Annotated in this window: 17 protein-coding genes and 3 tRNA genes; 16 read left to right on the top strand and 4 right to left on the bottom strand. The window is 67.5% G+C overall.

Annotated features, from left to right (window positions below; genetic code table 11):
* Window positions 1-209 precede the first annotated feature (209 nt).
* Window positions 210-1,124: a subclass B3 metallo-beta-lactamase gene (gene bla / locus ACH0BU_RS13105; protein ID WP_296222894.1), complete on the top strand. Its 915-nt coding sequence runs from the start codon at window positions 210-212 to the stop codon at window positions 1,122-1,124.
* A 16-nt stretch (window positions 1,125-1,140) separates the two neighbouring features.
* Here the strand turns inward: bla and ACH0BU_RS13100 are convergent, their stop codons facing one another.
* Window positions 1,141-2,562, bottom strand: coding sequence for a sigma-54-dependent transcriptional regulator (locus tag ACH0BU_RS13100; protein WP_046408904.1), 1,422 nt, complete (start codon window positions 2,560-2,562; stop codon window positions 1,141-1,143).
* A gap of 125 nt (window positions 2,563-2,687) precedes the next feature.
* Here ACH0BU_RS13100 and ACH0BU_RS13095 point away from each other — a divergent pair, with 125 nt between their 5' ends.
* The 7 genes from ACH0BU_RS13095 to ACH0BU_RS13065 all read left to right on the top strand — a co-directional run bounded on the left by ACH0BU_RS13095 (window position 2,688) and on the right by ACH0BU_RS13065 (window position 9,557).
* Window positions 2,688-2,825 carry an aa3-type cytochrome c oxidase subunit IV gene (locus tag ACH0BU_RS13095; protein WP_082102894.1) on the top strand — a complete coding sequence of 46 codons (138 nt, stop codon included), beginning with the start codon at window positions 2,688-2,690 and terminating at the stop codon, window positions 2,823-2,825.
* Between the two features lie 3 nt (window positions 2,826-2,828).
* On the top strand, window positions 2,829-3,965 hold the full coding sequence (locus ACH0BU_RS13090; RefSeq protein ID WP_296221146.1) for an NAD(P) transhydrogenase subunit alpha: 1,137 nt from the start codon (window positions 2,829-2,831) through the stop codon (window positions 3,963-3,965).
* A 149-nt stretch (window positions 3,966-4,114) separates the two neighbouring features.
* Window positions 4,115-4,414, top strand: a complete 300-nt coding sequence (locus ACH0BU_RS13085) for an NAD(P) transhydrogenase subunit alpha part 2 (protein WP_046408906.1) — start codon at window positions 4,115-4,117, stop codon at window positions 4,412-4,414.
* A gap of 190 nt (window positions 4,415-4,604) precedes the next feature.
* A complete protein-coding gene (locus tag ACH0BU_RS13080; RefSeq protein ID WP_432431008.1) occupies window positions 4,605-6,047 on the top strand; it encodes an NAD(P)(+) transhydrogenase (Re/Si-specific) subunit beta in 1,443 nt (480 codons plus the stop codon).
* A gap of 121 nt (window positions 6,048-6,168) precedes the next feature.
* A complete protein-coding gene (locus ACH0BU_RS13075; RefSeq protein ID WP_296221142.1) occupies window positions 6,169-7,143 on the top strand; it encodes a winged helix DNA-binding protein in 975 nt (324 codons plus the stop codon).
* 94 nt (window positions 7,144-7,237) lie between these two features.
* A tRNA-Val gene (locus ACH0BU_RS13070) sits at window positions 7,238-7,313 on the top strand.
* Window positions 7,314-8,588: 1,275 nt separating this feature from the next.
* Entirely contained in the window at window positions 8,589-9,557 is a 969-nt protein-coding gene (locus ACH0BU_RS13065; protein ID WP_046408908.1) for a radical SAM protein, read from the top strand.
* A gap of 6 nt (window positions 9,558-9,563) precedes the next feature.
* On the opposite strand, the gene ACH0BU_RS13060 is transcribed toward ACH0BU_RS13065, so the two are convergent.
* Window positions 9,564-10,673: a phospholipase D-like domain-containing protein gene (locus ACH0BU_RS13060; protein WP_296221135.1), complete on the bottom strand. Its 1,110-nt coding sequence runs from the start codon at window positions 10,671-10,673 to the stop codon at window positions 9,564-9,566.
* Between the two features lie 106 nt (window positions 10,674-10,779).
* On the opposite strand from ACH0BU_RS13060, the gene ACH0BU_RS13055 reads away from it, so the two are divergent.
* The 3 genes from ACH0BU_RS13055 to ACH0BU_RS13045 are packed head-to-tail and all read left to right on the top strand — an operon-like array spanning window position 10,780 to window position 14,045.
* Complete coding sequence (locus ACH0BU_RS13055; protein ID WP_296221133.1) at window positions 10,780-12,018, top strand: glycosyltransferase; 1,239 nt, start codon at window positions 10,780-10,782, stop codon at window positions 12,016-12,018.
* 34 nt (window positions 12,019-12,052) lie between these two features.
* Window positions 12,053-13,483 carry a lipopolysaccharide biosynthesis protein gene (locus ACH0BU_RS13050; RefSeq protein WP_314472310.1) on the top strand — a complete coding sequence of 477 codons (1,431 nt, stop codon included), beginning with the start codon at window positions 12,053-12,055 and terminating at the stop codon, window positions 13,481-13,483.
* 31 nt (window positions 13,484-13,514) lie between these two features.
* The gene (locus tag ACH0BU_RS13045) at window positions 13,515-14,045 is read left to right on the top strand and encodes a DUF2141 domain-containing protein (RefSeq protein ID WP_125944373.1); all 531 of its coding nucleotides are present in this window, start codon (window positions 13,515-13,517) and stop codon (window positions 14,043-14,045) included.
* 31 nt (window positions 14,046-14,076) lie between these two features.
* Here ACH0BU_RS13045 and ACH0BU_RS13040 read toward each other — a convergent pair whose 3' ends face one another.
* Window positions 14,077-14,580, bottom strand: coding sequence for a hypothetical protein (locus ACH0BU_RS13040; protein ID WP_314472311.1), 504 nt, complete (start codon window positions 14,578-14,580; stop codon window positions 14,077-14,079).
* An 81-nt stretch (window positions 14,581-14,661) separates the two neighbouring features.
* On the opposite strand from ACH0BU_RS13040, the gene ACH0BU_RS13035 reads away from it, so the two are divergent.
* The 3 genes from ACH0BU_RS13035 (at window position 14,662) to ACH0BU_RS13025 (ending at window position 15,463) form a co-directional block, all read left to right on the top strand.
* Window positions 14,662-14,738, top strand: a tRNA-Arg gene (locus ACH0BU_RS13035).
* A 22-nt stretch (window positions 14,739-14,760) separates the two neighbouring features.
* Window positions 14,761-14,837, top strand: a tRNA-Arg gene (locus ACH0BU_RS13030).
* 170 nt (window positions 14,838-15,007) lie between these two features.
* Window positions 15,008-15,463 (top strand): PaaI family thioesterase, encoded by a 456-nt coding sequence (locus ACH0BU_RS13025; protein WP_046408915.1) that lies wholly within the window; start codon window positions 15,008-15,010, stop codon window positions 15,461-15,463.
* A 64-nt stretch (window positions 15,464-15,527) separates the two neighbouring features.
* Here ACH0BU_RS13025 and ACH0BU_RS13020 read toward each other — a convergent pair whose 3' ends face one another.
* Window positions 15,528-16,223 carry an OmpW/AlkL family protein gene (locus ACH0BU_RS13020; protein WP_314472312.1) on the bottom strand — a complete coding sequence of 232 codons (696 nt, stop codon included), beginning with the start codon at window positions 16,221-16,223 and terminating at the stop codon, window positions 15,528-15,530.
* 129 nt (window positions 16,224-16,352) lie between these two features.
* Between ACH0BU_RS13020 and hemN the strand changes: the two genes are divergently transcribed.
* Together hemN and ACH0BU_RS13010 are read left to right on the top strand one after the other, a co-directional pair.
* The gene (gene hemN, locus ACH0BU_RS13015) at window positions 16,353-17,678 is read left to right on the top strand and encodes an oxygen-independent coproporphyrinogen III oxidase (RefSeq protein WP_296221504.1); all 1,326 of its coding nucleotides are present in this window, start codon (window positions 16,353-16,355) and stop codon (window positions 17,676-17,678) included.
* Between the two features lie 5 nt (window positions 17,679-17,683).
* Window positions 17,684-18,385, top strand: a complete 702-nt coding sequence (locus tag ACH0BU_RS13010; protein WP_296221497.1) for a Crp/Fnr family transcriptional regulator — start codon at window positions 17,684-17,686, stop codon at window positions 18,383-18,385.
* Window positions 18,386-18,387 lie beyond the last annotated feature (2 nt).

The following is an 18,387-nucleotide window of genomic DNA, read 5'->3' as shown; positions in this document are numbered from 1 at the left end:
GCAAGGCGTTGACGCCAAAGGCAAGTCGGGATGACGTAAGCTGACAGGCGTCTGCCGGTCGTAGAAGGAGAAGGCACCACCGACTAAGCCCTCGGCGGAGCTTTCCGTGCCACTGACCGCGGGTGGCGCAGCGCTGATCGCATCCCTCCCGTCTCCTCTTGTCGCGGCGCCGGCGTGCGGCGACAAGGTCGGGAAAGGGAGATCATCACATGGTGCGCCGAACCGGCATTGTTGTTGCCGCGCTGCTGATTGGCGGTAGCGCCGCTGGCCCCGTCGTGGCGACGGGACCGGGTACAGGTGCCGGGCAGCAAGCGAGCGATCCGCTGACCCGGCCGCTGGCCGTTGAGCGCGAATCGACGTGGCTGGCACCGCGCGCGCCGGAGAAGATCTTCGGTACCACCTATCTGGTCGGGTTCGGCGGGCTGAGCGTCGCATTGATCGATACGGGCGCGGGGCTGATCCTGGTCGACGGCGCGCTGCCGCAGGCGGCGCCGCGGATCCTGGACAATGTTCGCAAGCTCGGGTTCAAGCCCGGCGACATCAAATACATCCTGAGCACCGAGCCGCATTTCGACCATGCCGGCGGGCTTGCCGCGCTGGTGCGCGATACCGGTGCAACGGTGGTGGCGAGCGATCGCGCCGCCGAGGGGCTGCGCACGGGGCGGCTGGGCAAGGACGATCCGCAGCTTGCCTATGACCACAGCTTTCCGCCCGTGGCCAAGGTGCGCACGCTGGCGGACGGCGAGCGGCTGACGCTGGGCAAGGTGACGGTGACGGGGCATCGCACCGCGGGGCATACGACCGGGAGCATGAGCTGGAGCTGGCCGGCGTGCGAGGGGGCGACATGCCGGACGATCGTGTTTGCCTCGAGCCTCAACCCGGTGTCGGCCGAGGGGTATCGTTACAGTGCGCCGACGAGTGCAGGGATTCGTGATGCCTTTGCGCAGACCTATGCCACGATGAAGGCGATGCCGTGCGACATCCTGATCACCGCCCATGCCGACCAGGGCGGGGCGACAGGGCGCTATCTGACCGAGCCGGGCGCCTGCCGCGCGCTGGCTGAGGCGTCGGAGCGCGCACTGGCGGCACGGCTGCGCAAGGAGGCGGCGGGGACCGCCGAATAGGGGCGACCGACGCCAATCAGGCGGCGTTGTCGATGCCCAGCTCGCCCAGCTTGCGGTAGAGCGTCGAGCGACCGATGCCGAGGCGACGGGCGACCTCCGTCATGCGGCCGCGGTAATGGCCGATGGCGAGGCGGATGACGTCGGCCTCGATCTCCTCCAGCATGCGCAGATTGCCGTCGGGGCGGAACAGCTCCACGCCGCCTGAGGTCGCCATCTGCTGCGGCTGGGGCGTGCGGACGCGGCGGGTGTTAAGCGTCGCGATCTGCGGGAAATCGGTGCGGGTCAGCGCATCGCCCTCACACAGCACTGCGGCGCGGAACAGCGCGTTCTGAAGCTGGCGCACGTTGCCGGGCCAGTCATAGTCCATCAGGAGCGCGAGCGCGTCGTCGGTGATGCCCAGCTGACGCAGGCCGGGCTGAAGTGCGATGCGGGCGAGCAGGTGGCGGGCGAGCGCGGGGATATCCTGCGCGCGTTCGCGCAGCGGCGGGATCGTGACCGGCACGATGTTGAGGCGGAAGTACAGGTCCTCGCGGAAATTGCCGGCCTCCACCTCATCCACCAGCCGCTTGCTGGTGGCGACGATGACGCGCACGTCCACCTCGCGCGGGTGGCGGCCGCCGAGCGGGTGAACCAGCCCGGTCTGGATCGTGTCGAGGAGGCGTGCCTGCGTTTCCAGCGGCATTTCGCCGATATCGTCGATGAACAGGGTGCCGCCATCGGCCTCCACGAACTTCCCGATCTTGCGATCGAAGGCGCCGGCGAAGGCGCCGGTTTCGTGGCCGAACAATTCGCTGTCGAGCTGATTGGCGGGCAAAGCGCTGCAATTCACCGACAGCATGGGCTTCTTCGCGCGCGGGCTGGCGGCGTGCACCGCCTCTGCCACCACTTCCTTGCCGACGCCGCTTTCGCCCTCGATCAGGACGGCGACACGGGCGCGGGCCGCCTTGGCCGCCACCGCGAGCGCGGCGCGGAATTGTGGGGCGGAGCCGACGATCTCGTCGAAGCCAAGCATCGCCGGGATCTTTTCGGTCAGCGGGCGAAGCTCTCCGGCCGCCGTATCCGCCACCGCCGCGTCGAGCGCCTGGAGCAGCCGTTCGGGCGCGAGCGGCTTTACGAGGAAGTCCGTCGCCCCGGCACGCATCGCGTTCACCGCATGGGCGACCGAGCCATTGGCGGTCACCACCAGCACCGGCAGCGCGGGCCGGCGGGCGCGCAGTTCCGCGATCAGCGCGGAGGCATCGGCATCCTCCCCCCAATGATCGAACAGGATGGCGTCGAGCTGCATCCCCTCCTGCGTGCCGAGCATGGCGATCGCCGTTTCGGCATCGCTGGCGAACAAGGTGCGCCATCCACCGCGCGAGGCGAGCGCCGCAACCAGCCGGCGCTGCGCGGGCTCGTCATCGATCAGCATCAGCATGCGCTGGCCGTTTCGCGTCATGATTCGTCCCGTTTCATCCAGTGCCCCACTTTATGGCATGCAAGTAAAAGCTCGCTTAAGCAGGCTTGAGGCGAAGGCGCCGACCGGACTAAGACGAACTTCAAAGCAGTGGAAAGAGGATTACAATGGCCCAGCACAGCGCAAATCACCATGGCGACATGAAGGCGCATGAAGCAACCTATGGCAGAGTCATGGGCATGTTGAAGTGGGGAACGATCGTCTGCGTGGCGCTGGTTGCGTTCGTCGTCTGGCTGATCGCCTGAGCCATGAAGATCGCTGTCCTCAAGGAGGGGGCGGACGGCGAACGGCGAGTGGCGGCGACACCGGAAACGGTGAAGAAGTTCATTCAGCTAGGCGCTGATCTGGCCGTGGAGGCTGGCGCAGGCGCCAGCGCCTCGATCGCCGACCAGGCGTACCGCGATGCGGGCGCCACGGTCGCCGACCGGGCAGGGGTGGTCGACGGGGCGGACATCATCCTGAGCGTCCAAGGCCCCGATCCGGCCTCGATCGCCAATGCCAAGCGGGGCGCCTGGCTGGTTGCGGGGCTGAACCCGTTCGGCACGGGCGAGCAGGGCGGACGGGCACGGGTGGACGCCTATGCCGCCGCCGGGCTCGAGGCGCTGGCGATGGAGTTCATGCCGCGAATCACTCGCGCGCAGTCGATGGACATCCTGTCGTCGCAGTCGAATCTCTCGGGCTACAAGGCGGTGCTGGATGCCGCGGCGGAATATGACCGCGCCTTTCCCATGATGATGACCGCGGCGGGCACGGTATCGGCCGCCAAGGTATTCGTGATGGGCGTCGGCGTCGCGGGCCTCCAGGCGATTGCCACGGCGCGGCGGCTGGGGGCACAGGTCTCCGCCACCGACGTGCGCTCCGCGACCAAGGAGCAGATCCTCTCGCTCGGCGCCAAGCCGATCTTCGTGGAGAATGTGAAGGGGATCGAGGGCGAAGGCTCGGGCGGGTACGCGACCGAGATGAGCGAGGAATATCAGAAGGCGCAGGCCGAGCTGGTTTCCAGCCATATCGCCAAGCAGGATATCGTGATCACCACCGCGCTGATCCCGGGCCGGCCCGCGCCGCGCCTGATCAGCGACGCGCAGATCGCGACCATGCGGCCGGGCAGCGTCATCGTCGATCTGGCGGTGGAGCAGGGCGGCAATGTCGAGGGCGCCGTCGCGGGCGAAATCGTCGAGCGGCATGGCGTCAAGATCGTCGGGCATCGCAACGTGCCCTCGCGGCTGGCGGCGGATGCCTCCGCGCTGTTTTCGCGCAACCTGTTCAACTTCCTGTCCGCCTTCTGGGACAAGGACCTCGGCCGGCCGGTGCTGGACGAGGAAATCGGAGACGCCGTGCGGCTGACCCGCGACGGCCAGATCGTCAGTCAGAGGCTGCTGTCGTGATCCTTCCTCCCCACATAGGGGAGGGGGGCCGCGGCGCGGGGCGCCGTGGCAATGTTTCGGAACTGTCGGCGCCCGTCGCGGCGCATCTCCACCACCGGCACGCCGCCGGGGGTCAGCCCTTCTGCGCGCGGAAGGATCAGGAGTAGATCATGTCTTTCATAGCGATCCTGTCGATCTTCGTGCTGGCGTGCTTCGTCGGCTATTTCGTGGTCTGGTCGGTCACGCCGGCGCTGCACACGCCGCTGATGGCGGTGACCAACGCGATTTCCTCCGTCATCATCGTCGGCGCGCTGATCGCCGCCGCGGCGAGCGGATCGCCCACCGCCAAGTGGCTGGGGCTGCTGGGCGTGGTGCTGGCCAGCGTCAACATCTTCGGCGGCTTTGCCGTCACCCAGCGGATGCTGGCGATGTACAAGAAGAAGGAGCGGCCGGCGGCCGCCAAGCACTGACGACAACAAGCGGCTCCGATCCAACGAGACGGGGCCACGTCCAACAACGTCGCGCTCGGGCAGGGCGGTTCCGGCTTCGGCAGGAACGACGAACGCCGGGACGACGAACAGGGGGTAGAGGATAGTGGATCACGTCGCGGACAATCCCTGGGTGGCGCTTGCCTACCTGATATCGGGCGTGTGCTTCATCATGGCGCTGCGCGGCCTGTCGAGCCCGGAAAGCAGCCGTCGCGGTAATCGCTATGGCATGATCGGCATGGCCATCGCCGTCGTGACGACGCTGGTGACGCACGTGCCGACCATGCCGGTGCTCGCGGTGGGCGAGGTCGCCGGCTATGATTATGCGACGATCCTGCGGCGGGTCGACACGCTGTCGGTGATCGAGATCCTGCTGGCGATCGGCCTGGGTGCGGTGATCGGCGTGGTGACCGCGCGGCGGATCGCGATGACGGCGATGCCGCAACTGGTCGCCGCCTTCCACAGCCTGGTCGGCCTTGCCGCGGTGCTGGTGGCGATCGCCGCCTTCCTCAATCCGGTCGCCTTCGGCATCGCAGACGTGGTCACGCCGCTGATCGGCGCGCCTTTCGCCGCGATCCACGGGGTCAGCCGGATCGAGATGATCCTGGGCGTCGCGATTGGCGCGATCACCTTTTCGGGCTCGGTCATCGCCTTCCTGAAGCTGAACGGCAACATGGGCGGCGCGCCGATCATGCTGCCGGCCCGCCACGCGATCAATCTGGGCGTGGCGTTGATGATCCTGTGGTTCTCCTTCTCCTTCTGGCTGACGCAGTCGCCGTTCGATTTCTGGATCGTCGTCGCCCTGTCGTTCGCGATCGGTTTCCTCCTGATCATCCCGATCGGCGGCGCCGACATGCCGGTCGTGGTGTCGATGCTGAACAGCTATTCGGGCTGGGCCGCAGCGGCGATGGGCTTCACGCTGCACAACACCGCGATGATCATCACCGGCGCGCTGGTCGGCAGCTCGGGCGCGATCCTGAGCTACATCATGTGCCGCGCGATGAACCGCAGCTTCATCAGCGTGATCGCCGGCGGTTTCGGCGCGGAAGCGTCGTCGGGCGGCGGCGGCGGGGCGCAGATCGACCGGCCGTGGAAGCGCGGCTCGGCCGAGGACGCGGCGTTCCTGATGAGTCAGGCCGAGCAGGTCATCATCGTCCCCGGCTACGGCATGGCGGTCGCCCAGGCGCAGCACGTGCTGCGCGAGATGGCCGACAAGCTGAAGGAGCAGGGCGTGCGCGTGAAATACGCAATCCACCCAGTTGCCGGCCGCATGCCCGGGCATATGAACGTCCTGCTCGCCGAGGCCAACGTGCCGTATGACGAGGTGTTCGAGCTGGAGGATATCAATTCCGAGTTCGCGCAGACCGACGTAGCGTTCGTCATTGGCGCGAATGACGTGACAAATCCCGCGGCAAAGACCGACAAGACCTCACCAATCTACGGCATGCCGGTGCTGGATGTGGAAAAGGCCAAGACGGTATTGTTCGTGAAGCGATCGATGGGCGGGGTCGGCTATGCCGGCGTCGACAATGAAGTATTCTATCGCGACAACACGATGATGCTGCTGGCCGACGCCAAGAAGATGGTCGAGGAGATCGTCAAGGCGCTGGACTAACCGGATCCGGTCCGGATTGGATGCAAAACCGACCATCAATTGTCATCCATTTCGGATGATGGATTGTCGAATGGCGTAAAACATTACAGGAATGTCGGAAATCGCCGTTCGGAGTCAGAAGATGCATTTGATCCATCGTGATTATCACGCCGGGGGGGAGTCGTCGGGCTTTGACGCCCTGATCATCGGTGGCGATCGGCACCCTGGCGGGGATAAGGGCTGGGGTGAGGATGAGGGCGGGGGCGAGGACGCAGCTGCCGCGCTGGAGATGTGTGGCGGCCGGGTGGTCGGTAGCGGCACGCTGAGCGATGCGCCCGCCCGCCTCGCGACACTGGCGACGCGGCCGCTGATCCTGCTCGATCTGCGGCAGGTCGAGGATGAGGCGATCAGTGCCGGCCTGTCCCGGCTGGACGGCATGGCGGCCGGGCGCGACCTGGCGATGGTCGCCGCCATCACCCCGGCGCAGATCGATGTGGTGGCCGCTGGCCTCGTCCTGTCGCGTCACCAGATCCTGTGCGATCCGCAGCCGGCGGACTGGATCGCCGCCATGGCCGGCGCTCAGGGCGCAGACCGGCTGGTCCTGCATGATCGGATCAACGAGGGCGAGGCGGCGCGGCTGGCGAAGCTGAACGCGGAAGTAGCGCGGATCGCCGACGTGCTGGCGAAATTGTCCAAACATGACGAGCCGATGCGCGCTGCGATCGTGGCTGAACCCAGCTTTGACTATGCAGCCGAGCAGCGGACCGATTCGATCACCGCGGCCGATATCCGCCAGATCGTTCGCTCGCGCCGGCTGCGCGATCGCTATGTCGGGCCCGGGCTGTTCGAGGATCCCGCCTGGGACATGATGCTGGACCTGTATGCCGCGCATCTGGAGCGCGCGCATGTTTCGGTGTCCAGCCTGTGCATCGCGGCGGCGGTGGCGCCGACGACGGCGTTGCGCTGGATCTCCCGCCTGACCGAGGCGGGATTGTTCGAACGCCGCCCGGACCCGTTCGATCGACGCCGTGCCTTCATGTCGCTGACCGAAAGCGGGCTGGACGCGATGCGCCGCTATGTCGCGATGGCGCGCACTCTGGGGCTGCCGATCATCTGACGCGCCCCCGGGTCAGCGTGCGGAGGTGGCGTTGGCGTCTCAAGGAGCCTTGTGCGATCGGCGCGGGACGCTAAAGGAGCATCCTCCCGCAAGGGGGCGCTTAGCTCAGCTGGTAGAGCGGCTCGTTTACACCGAGTAGGTCGGCGGTTCGAACCCGTCAGCGCCCACCACCTGCAAAGCCGCAGTATTCCTATGTGGTGATCGGCGCGGACTCTGACCGCTCGATCTTTAGCAGACAGCTTGGGAAATGTGCCGCGCGCAGTTTTGTGCTCTGTCCCGGATATCGAGATGGCAAGGTGACGGATCCTCCCACGGTGCGAGGATCCGAGCACTGCACAATGGGACTAGTGCGCCAAAGCCTTCCGCGCTTCCTTCGGTCCATACGCTGCACAGGGTCACGGCTTGCTTGTCGAACTGGATCTTGGCTGATCGACGTCAGACTTCAGTCCGCGCGCTTCGATATGCTTGCAAGCAGGCGGGCGGCTTTGGTCCGGTGGCGTCACGACGGATGGTATCGCGACGCGTGAGGATAGCGGGACCTGGCCTGCACTCAGGAGCAGGCCAACGCTGTCGCACGTGGCGGAAAGCCGTTGGCCAACCCAGCGTTACAACGGTCGAAATGCGTTCCCGGATCGCGCGTCGGGCAACGGGAAGATCACGCGTATAAATTGATTGCCCCACCCCGGATTACGGACGGACAAAATGGGCGGGGTGGAGCGCGGCTTAGAACACACAGCCGTCAGCTTTGTTCCCGTGTTCGTGCGGATCGGGTTCGAGGCAATGTCGCGCCGGGGTGCGGAAGCCACCTGTTGCCCGGCGGGCTGCGAAAGGGGTGCTCCGCAGAAGCCGTGAGGCAGGTCAGTTGGTCTGGCATGAAGAAAGCGATGAATGGGAAGGGATAACGTTCGGGATCGCCGGCGCGCCCTTCGTTGAAACGGATGCTGCGAAAACGTCGGGAGCAAAGCCGCGCCGTGAATCGCGTTTTGGTCGACCTCATGCGCTCCGCGGCTTTCAGTTGTTGCCGCGGTTCTCGGAGCTTTTGCGCAGATATGCTCGTGTCACGAGTGAATGCGCTGGCGCTCCTGCGGACAGCGCTTGGCCTAGCTGCGACGATCCTCTGCGCAAACGCCCGAGGCAGCTTAGCATGGATCTGCACTGCAAAAGGCTGCCTCGCCTTTGATCCGGATCAGTATCTTTGATGGGACGGCGCAATTCGCCACCTGCCGCGATTGTGGCTGATCTTGTTGTGGAGACCGCACGCTCCCTATCCGCCCGAGTAAATCAATCGTTTCGGGGAGGTGGCCTTTCCTCTCTTGCACATGCCGGGCACAGTCACGATTCTATTACGGTGCACAGGCGCGAACACGATAACCGACGGAGAGCGCCGGAGGCGATAGGGGGAGTGATGAGCGACCAGCATTGCGATGGCAGCGGCAGGCCCGTGCATGGCTAGGGCGCAGTTTAGCGACATGGCGCGCTATGTGGCGACCGCGCTGCTGGAGCCGCACCGTCCCTTGCTCGCGCATCTCGTCGTCACGCGATACTGCAATCTCGACTGCACCTATTGCAACGAATTCGACAAGGTATCGAAGCCGATCGCGGCGGAGGTGCTGCTGGCGCGGGTGGACCGGCTCGCGGCGCTGGGCACACGCGTGCTGACGCTGACGGGGGGCGAACCGCTGACCAATCCGGCGCACGAGGCGGTCATTGCGCATGCCCGGTCGCGCGGCATGATTGTCACCACCATCACCAACGGCTTCCTGATGACGCGTGAGCGGATCGAGGCGATGAACGCTGCGGGTCTCAATGCGCTGCAGATCTCGATCGATGGGGTGGAGCCGGACGAGGTGTCGAAGAAGACGCTGAAGTCGCTGCGCGGGAAGCTGCAGCTATTGGCGGACCATGCCGAGTTCGCGGTGAACATCAATTCGGTGCTGGGGATCAGCGAGGAGCGCACGCAGGATGCGATCGAGGTGGCGGAGGTCGCGCGCGGGCACGGCTTTTCCCATACCGTCGGCGTCATGCATGATGACAGCGGATCGCTGGCGCCGCTGTCGCCGACGCAGCGCGCGGTGTACGCGCGGCTGATGCACGAGGGCGGGATCCCGCACCGGTTCAATTACTGGACGTTCCAGCGCAATTTGATGGACGGGCGGCCGAACCGCTGGCGCTGCCGCGCGGGCGGGCGGTATCTGTACATCTGCGAGGACGGGCTGGTGCATTATTGCTCGCAGCGGCGCGGCGCCCCGGCGATCCCGCTGGAGATCTATTCGCGGGACGACGTCGCGCGGGAATATGCGACGGTGAAGGCATGCGCGCCGTTCTGCACGGTGAGCTGCGTTCATCAGGCGAGCTTTGCCGACAATTGGCGCGCGCAGCCGCGGCAGGACGGGCCGGCGCAGCTGGTCGCCTGAGCCGGTTCAGCGCCAGTCGGTGACGGTGCGGCGCGCGCGGGCCAGTGGGGCGATCGCGGCGGCGGCAATGCGCAGGCCGGCGGTGGCGGCCATGCCGCGCAGACGGGACGGTCGCGAAGGCGCGGCGTCGATGCTCGCGGCGCGCACAGGATCGAGGACGCGCGCGCAAAAATCAGCCACCAGCGTCGCATCGCCGACGAGCGCGAGATATTCCTCATTCGCGACATGACTGGCGAAATCGAAGTTGGTCGATCCGGTCACCAGCGTTTTGCCATCGATCAGCATTGCCTTCAGGTGGCTCATGCCCGGCGTCAGGCGGATGGTGAGGTTGGACACGGGCGGCCTGGCGAGCAGTGCGTCGCGCACGATCGGCTTGTTGCTGTCGCGCGGGGTGAGGATGTCGACCGCGACACCGCGGCGGGCGGTTGCCTCCAGCCAGTCGAGAAACGGAAAGCTGGGATAGGGGCTGATCACGACAATGTCGCACTGCGCTGCGCCGATCGCGTCGGCGAGCGGGGCATAGCCCTGATCGTTGGTTCGCCCGTCTAGCGCGACGAGGGTGAGGCCGGGTGCGTCGCGGCGCGCATGGTGCGGCGTTCCGGCCCAGGTCGCTTCGAAATCCTGCGCGAGGAAGGCGGCTGCCTCTGCGTCGTCGATCCGCACCATCATGTCGTGCCAGGCGAAATTGTGGTCGCTGAAGTTCAGCCCGCCGAGATAGGCGACGTCGTCGGTGATCAGCAGCTTCTTGTGGTTGCGCACGCCATAACGCAGCGGGTTGCGGCCGACCGGATTGGTCTGCCGCACGGCGATGCCGTGGCGCCCGGCATCGCGGAACATCTCGCGTGTCGCGCGCACCTCCTGGCGGAAGGCGGCGTTAGACAGGCGTTGCGGCGACAGCACGAAACGGTCGTTCACCACCATGCGCGAATAGCTGTCGACCAGGATGCGGCGATCCGTGGCGGTGCTGGCGGCAAGGGCATCGAAGACGCCCGTGCCGGCGGCGTCCGCCTCGAATGTCATCGCCTGGACCAGCACGCGATCGCGCGCCGCCGCGATGTCGTCCGCCGCAGCGGTCCAGAATTCGGCCGCGCCGACGAGCAGCTGATGCTTGACCAACCCCGGACCACCCCCCAACAAAGCGCGACGGTTCCGGCATTTTTTCCGGAGCTTGGCTCACGCGGGCCAGTTGGTTGTAGCGTGAGGGGGAAGACAAGGAAACACGATGGGGCGCGGCGAGGAGGATGACAGGCGACGGATCCCTCCGGCACGCGTTCTGCTGCTGCTGACATCGCTTCATGGGGGCGGGGCCGAGCGCGTCGCAGTCCACCTAGCCAACCGCTGCGATCCCGCCTTGGTCGACGTGCGCATCGGGTTGCTTCGCGCTGCCGGGCCGTTCGTGAAGGATGTCGACCCAGCGCGGTTGATGGTGGCCCCGGAGGGGGAGCGGCGGTTCGTGTTCGAGGGGCCGAACGCCGGCTTCTACCGCCCGGGTCGGCTGATCGCGGGGGCGATGCAGGCGCCGATCGCGTTTCGGCGCATGATCCAGGAATGGCGGCCCGACGTAGTGATGAGCTTCCTGAAGGGGACGACGCTGATCACGCAGCTGGCGCTGGCGGGGCTTGGTGCGGCGCGGCCGCGCTGGATCGCGCGCGAAGGCAACAATACGCTGGCGGTGATCGGTGACGAGCTTCGCTCACCGGCAGCGCAGCGGCTGGTTACCTGGTATACGGCGCGGACCTATCGCGCGGCCGACGTGTTGCTCGCCAATTCGCAGCATATGGCGGACGGCCTGATAGACGATCTGGCGCTGGACCCCGCACGCATGCGGATGATCCGCAACCCGATCGATGCCGCGCGCGCGCGCCGGGAGTCGGACGCGCCGATCGCGCGAACATCGGAGGCGCGGCCGTTCATCCTGTCGGTCGGCCGGCTGGAATATCAGAAGGGCCATGACATGCTGCTGACGGCCTATGCCGCCAGTCGCGCGCGGGGCACGCATGACCTGGTGATTGTCGGCCGTGGATCGCGCGAGGCGCAACTGCGGCAACAGGCGGCAGCGCTTGGCATTGATGGGAGCGTCAGCTTCGTCGGGTTCGACGACAATCCCTGGGCGTGGATGGCGCGGGCCGACCTGGTGGTGCTGCCGTCGCGATGGGAAGGCTTTCCGACGACCGCCGGCGAGGCGCTGTCGCTGGGGCGACCGACACTGGTCACCGATTGCCGCTTCGGATCGCGCGAGCTGGTCGGCCATGATGTGGCGGGCTGGTGCGTGACGCCGGATGCCGATGCGATCAGCGACGGGATCGATCGCCTGATCGAGGACCGGGCGCTCGCTGCGCGGCTGGGCGCCGCGGGGCCGGCGCGCGTCGAGGCGTTCGGCATGACGGCGATGATCGCGGCCTATCAGGCGCTGTTCATCGAGCAGGCGGCGCTCGGCCCCGGTGCCCTCGTCGCCGCCTGAGACTGGACCACCGACAAGCGACCGGGCGGGACAATTGATCCTGCGCGGTGGCGGGGCCAATGCGCTCGGCTTCCTGATCCGCTTCGGCGCGCGCTTTGGCTTTCTGTTTGCGGGCGCGCAATTGTACGGCGCTTCGCTGCTGGGCGCCTATGCCATTGCCCTGGCGGTGGTCGAACTGGGGGTGATGGCGGGCGGGGTCGGCGCACGCTGGCTGATTTTCCAGTGGATCGACGAGCGCGGCCCGGGCCGTGCGCCGCGGCACGTGGTGATGGATGCGGTGCTGTTGGCGGGGGGCGCGTCGACGATCCTCTGGATCGCGGTGGCGGCGGCTGTGCTGCTCGTGCCCACCACTACGCTGGCGGCGCAGACGGCGACGGCGCTGCTGTGGCTTGCGCCGACCATCCTGATCCAGGTGCTGATCGAAGTGCTGCTCGCCGCGACGCGCTGGGGACGGGAAATACGCTATGACGTGATCGGAAAGAGCGTGATCCAGCCCTGGATCGGCATCGTGGTCGCGCTGCTCGCTTGGGTTGCGGGGGCGCGGGCGATCGGCCTGCCGCTGTCCTATCTGGTCGCCTCGCTGGTGGTGCTGGCATACGCGGGACTCGCCGTGCGGCGGGTGCTCCCGAGGAGCGGCGTGCCCTACCGTCCGAGCCGACAGCGACTGCGTCGGATGGCATCGCAGGGCCTGCCGACGATGATCAGCGAGGTGAGCGACGGGCTGGTCGCGCGGATCGATCTGTGGCTGGTCGGCGCTTTGCTGGGGCAGGCTGCGGCGGGCATCTATGGCGTGGTCAAGCAGATCGCCATCGTGCCCCGCCAGGTGCGCCAGAGCATCGACGGGATGCTGGTGCCGCTCGTCTCCAACACGCTCGCGCAGGCCGGGGAGGTTGGTGCGGGGCGGGCGATCGGCAGCGCAATCCGCCTGTTGCTGGTGATCCAATTGCCGCTGCTGATCGCCCTCGCCGTCGTGGGTGCACCGCTGCTGGAGCTGTTCGGCGCGGGCTTTGGCGCCGGGGCGGGGGCGCTTCTGCTGCTGACGGGTGCGGAGATCGTGCAAGGCAGCTTTGGCGTGGCGGACCTGATCTTCGCCTATCGCCGGCCGCGGCTCGGCCTTCGGGTCACGCTGCTAGGGGTGGCGGTGGCCGGGTTGCTGGCGAGCGTGCTGATCCCGGTGTTCGGGATGGCAGGCGCGGCCGGGGCAGTGCTGGGCGGCTATGCCGCGCGCGCGCTGGCGCGACGGATCGTGCTGCGTCGCGTCTTCGGGATCGTCGCGACCCCGGGCGTCGCCGCCATTCCGCTGGCGATCGGCGCGGCGGCGATGGGGGCCGTGCTGGCGCTGCACCGCCTGCCGCCCGCCGCGCTGGTCGCAGGGCTGGGTACCTACGCAATATCCCTTCTGGCGTGGCGGCGGGCGAGCGGGATCACCTTCCTGCCGACCGGTTTCGTCGACGAATCGCCCTGATTGCGCCACGAGATGCTGTCAAAGGGGGTGCATGAACACTGTGCGTATCATTGCTTCGGCCGCTCTCCTGCTGCTTGCCCCCTCGGTGGCAGCGCAGGGCAAGGGCACCATCCTTGGCCCCTATGCCGCGCGCTGCGCGGCGGGGAATGAGCCGTCGATCCTGGTGAATGTGGTGGGGCTGAAGAACCGCAACGGGGCGCTGCGCGCCCGCACCTTTGGCGGGGCGACCTCCACCTGGTTCGAGAAGAAGGGCTGGATCACGCGCGTCGAAGTGCCGGCGCCAAGTTCCGGGCCCGTGCGGATCTGCCTGCCGGTGTCGGCACCCGGCACTTACGCCGTCGACCTGCGGCACGACATGAACGGCAATGGCGAGACCGACAAGTCGGACGGCGGCGGCGCGTCGGGCGATCCCAAGGTGACGCTGCTGGACTTCATCCTGGGCCGCAAGCCATCGCCCAAGGTGACGGCGGTGCATGTAGGCAATGGCGTGACCGAGATTACCGTGACCGCCATGTACCTGCGCAATGGGGCGCTTCGCCCGATCGAGGGCATGGCGCGCTGAGCGGCAACGCTCGTCCCCGCCGCGATCATGCTCAGGCGGGGGCGAGCTGCCCCTGAAGCGCCGTAATTCGCGCGACCTGCGCGGTGACGGCGTCGCGGACCTGCGCTGAGGCGGCGGTCAGCGCCGGATATTCGGAGCCCACCGTCACGGCGCGCTCCTGCGCCATGTCGCCGAGCTGGATCGCCAGGTCGCCAGTCGATGAGCGCAGCGAATCCAGTTCCGCCAGCGCCACCTGCGCATCGAGCCAGCGATCGGTGCCCGCGGCGGCACCACGCGCGCTGCTGACCAGTCGGGCGGCGCGCGTCGCGGCCGTATCGAACGCGCTCACCCGTTTTGTCAGCGTGGCCATGACGGTGGCGATCTGTGCGTCGAGCGCGGGGTCCGTCTGCGGCGGCTCGGGCGCGGCGGGTGGCGGTTCATCGAGGTTCTGCGTTTCGGCGGGCCGGGGAAGCAGCGAGGGATAATCGCCCTGCGCGGTGCACCCGGCAGCGATCAGGAGGAGGGCGAGCGGGGCGGGAAAGGCACGGAGCAGCATGAGAATGTGTTAGGTAGCGAGAAAGTTATGCGCAACGCTCTTGCCTAATCCAAAAGTCGCTTCTATCAGCGCCACTCCAACGCGCCCGTAGCTCAGCTGGATAGAGCATCAGACTACGAATCTGAGGGTCGGACGTTCGAATCGTTCCGGGCGCGCCATTATTTACAGCACAAGTTCCACGCGCCCGTAGCTCAGCTGGATAGAGCATCAGACTACGAATCTGAGGGTCGGACGTTCGAATCGTTCCGGGCGCGCCACTTCCCTGATGGGGAGTTTGGATGGAAACACGCTGACCGCGCCGCTGCGCCACCTTTCCCGTCGCTGTTTACCTGCCGAGGGGCGCCATGCCTCTTCTCGTCGCGCTGCCGCTTTGCCAAAGCCGCTTCGGGCGCCCGCGTGGCGGCAACAGAAAGGGAGAGCGGCGAGGATGAGTGCGGATGGCGTGGGACGCGGCAGGACAGATGGCGGCCCGATCCTGAGCGTGGAGGAATTGCGCACGCTGCTGGCCGGTGCCTTCCCGGGGCGGGCAGGCGAGGGCGGGACGGTCGAGGTGCTTGGCCCCGGAACCGCGCGCATGATCCTGGATCCGCTGCCGGCGATGGCGCGGCCGGGCAACATCGTCTCCGGCCCGACGCTGATGACGCTGGCCGATCATGTCGCCTATGCGGTGATCCTGGCGCACACCGGACCGATGCTGATGGCGGTTACGCACACCCTGACCATGAGCTTCCTGCGCGCGTGCCGGTTCGAGCGGATCGTCGCGGATGCCACCATCCTGAAGATGGGGCGCCGGCTGGTCACTGTCGATGTCCGGATCTGGCAGGGAAGCGAGGCCGGGATCGTGGCGCAGGCGACCGTGGGTTATACGCTGCCGTCAGGATGACCGACGCGAAGCCGCCGCGGCTGTCCGGGAGGGCGACCGCGGCGGCGTCGGGTAGAGACGAGGATCAGAGGCGGAGGCCGAGGCCGACGCCGAAGACCAAAGGATCGACGTTCAACCGCACGCGCTGCGTACCGGCGGTTGCGGTATCCAGCCGGGCGGTCGTATCAATGTCGATATATTTGACGTCGAGGTTCAGGAACACCTTGCGCGACAGGTCGATGTCGATGCCAGCCTGGGCGGCCCAGCCGACGCTGTCCTTCATGTGCACGCGGGTGCGCCCGACTGCTGCCTCCAGCGCGGGCGAGGCCTTTTCGTTCCAGAAGATCGTGTAGTTGATCCCCGCGCCGACATAGGGCCGCACGGTGGAGCGCGGCATGAAGTGATATTGCATGGTCAGCGTCGGCGGCAGCACCCAGGTGGAGGCCAGGCGGCCGATACCGCCGGTGGTGCCGGTGCGACCGTCGGCATGATGCTTCGTCGTGGAAGCGATCAGTTCGAAACCGATATTGTCGGTCGCCATATAGGTGAGGTCGAGTTCGGGCATGACGCTGTTGTCGATCCGCACCTTCTCCCCCGGGAAAGCGGGCAGGATGCTGCCGGAGCGCTCATTGGGCGCAACCGTGATGGCGCGGGCGCGCAGCAGCACGTCGCCGGCGCGCGTTCCGACCCGCGCCGCATCGTCCTGCGCCGCGGCGGGTATGGCAGCCACGCCGGCAACCATGACACCCAGCGCCGCGACCAACCGCTTCTTCATCGTCATTCCCCTTTGCATCTTTGTTCGGAATGCGACCGGGGTAGGCGCGCCGGCGGGGGTCGGCGTTGATCGGCGCCAAGCAAGTTTTTGACCGCGATCAAGGATGCGCCACTGGCCGTGCCCCACGCGGTTGGCATGTGGACCTACCATCCCGACCTGCTCGCCCGCGCGGTGCCGCGCTATACCAGCTATCCGACGGCGGCCGAATTCGGCGACACGGTGGGTAGCGAGGACATGGCCGTCGCGCTTGACCGGGTCGCGCCGGACGAGGCGATCTCGCTTTATCTCCACATCCCATATTGTCGGGAAATCTGCTGGTATTGCGGGTGCAACACGGGCGCGGCGAACCGCAGCGCGCGGCTGTCCAACTATCTGGCGCGGCTGGGCGAAGAGATTGCGCTGGTCGCGCGCCGGCTGGACGGACGCGGCCGCGTGGGGCGCATCGCCTTCGGCGGGGGCAGCCCCAACGCCATACCGGCCGACGCCTTTGCTGACCTGGTCGCGCAGGTCCGTGACGCCTTTCAGTGCGATGACGACACGATCGTCTCGGTCGAAATCGATCCGCGCGGCTTCGGCGCGGGATGGGCACGGGTGCTACGCGGCGCGCAGGTCACGCGGGCGAGCCTGGGCGTGCAGACGTTCGACCCCGCGATTCAGGCCGCGATCGGCCGGGTGCAGCCCGAAGCGGAGATCCGCGAGGCCGTCGCGATCCTGCGCGAGGCCGGCGTGTCATCGATCAACTTCGACCTGATGTACGGCCTGCCGGCACAGGACGATGACAGTTTGCGCGCGACGCTGGCCACGGCGCTGACGATGGCGCCGGACCGGCTGGCGGTATTCGGCTACGCCCATGTGCCGCACATGATCGCGCGGCAGCGGCGGATCGACGCCACGTTGCTGCCCGACGCGGCGGCACGGTTTCGGCATGCGGCACTGGCGCATGAGACACTGACCGGGGCGGGGTATCGCGCAGTCGGTTTCGATCATTTCGCGCGGCCGGACGACGCGCTGGCGCAGGCGGCGGCCGCGGGCACACTGCGGCGCAATTTCCAGGGCTTTACCGAGGATCCGGCGGAAACGCTGGTTGGGCTGGGCGCGAGCGCGATCAGCGAATTTCCCGATCGTCTGCTGCAGAATGAAAAGAACACCGGCCGCTATCACATGGCGATCGGCAGCGGGCGCTTCGCGGTCACACGCGGGCTGCGGCGCAGCGCCGAGGACCGGCTCCGCGGACGGGCGATCGAAGCGATCCTGACGCGTGGCGAAGCCGACCTGTCGGGGGTGCCGCAACTGGGAACGGTTCATTCGCGGCTGGCGCCGTTCGTCGCGCACGGGCTTGTCCGCTGGAAGGGCGAGCGCCTGCTGCTGCAGGATGAGGCGCGCCCCTATGCGCGGGTGATCGCGGCGACGCTGGACGCCTATCGCGGTGAGGAGCCCGCGCGCTTCAGCAGCGCCGTCTGAGCCGCGTGCCGATCGCCGCCAACGACCCCGGCTGCGCCCCGCCACGCTGCGCCGCCTGTGCCGCGCGCGACACGTCGGTGTGCGCGAGCTTTGCCGATCGGGAGCTGACTGCGTTGCACGGCATCGGCCGCCGGCGCATGCTGAAGGCCGGCCAGGTGCTGATCTGGGCGGGTGATCCGGCGGCGGTCTGCGCCAATCTGGTCTCCGGCGTGCTGAAGGTCGTGCGCGAGGATCCGGACGGGCGGGCGCAGATCGTCGGCCTGTTGTTTCCCGGCGATTTCGTCGGCGAATTGTTCGTCGAACAGGCGCGCGAGACGGTGGTGGCGCTGGTCGATGCCGATCTGTGCCTTTACTCGCGCCGTGCGCTGGAGCCGGTACTGGCGGCCCAGCCGGGGGCCGAGGGGCTGTTGCTGCGCCGCGCGATGGGGACGCTGGCCGAGGCGCGGCGCTGGATGCTGATGCTGGGGCGAAGGCACGCGCCGGAGAAGGTCGCCGCCTTCCTGCTCGACATGCATCGCCGACTGGGCGTGGGTGACCGCGTGGACCTGCCGATGGGGCGCGGCGCGGTGGGTGAGGTGCTGGGCCTGACGATCGAGACGGTTAGCCGGCAGATGACGGCGCTAAAGGCCGCCGGGCTCATCGCGCTGCCGGGCGGGCGGCAGGTGCGGCTGCTCGACCGCGCGGCGCTCGCCCGTATCGCTGGGTGACC

It is taken from the genome of Sphingomonas olei (assembly GCF_045369765.1).
In the GTDB taxonomy this organism is placed as follows: domain Bacteria; phylum Pseudomonadota; class Alphaproteobacteria; order Sphingomonadales; family Sphingomonadaceae; genus Sphingomonas; species Sphingomonas panaciterrae.
The sequence above is the reverse complement of the archived record's forward strand: the minus strand, read 5'-3'. Positions and strand labels throughout refer to the sequence as shown.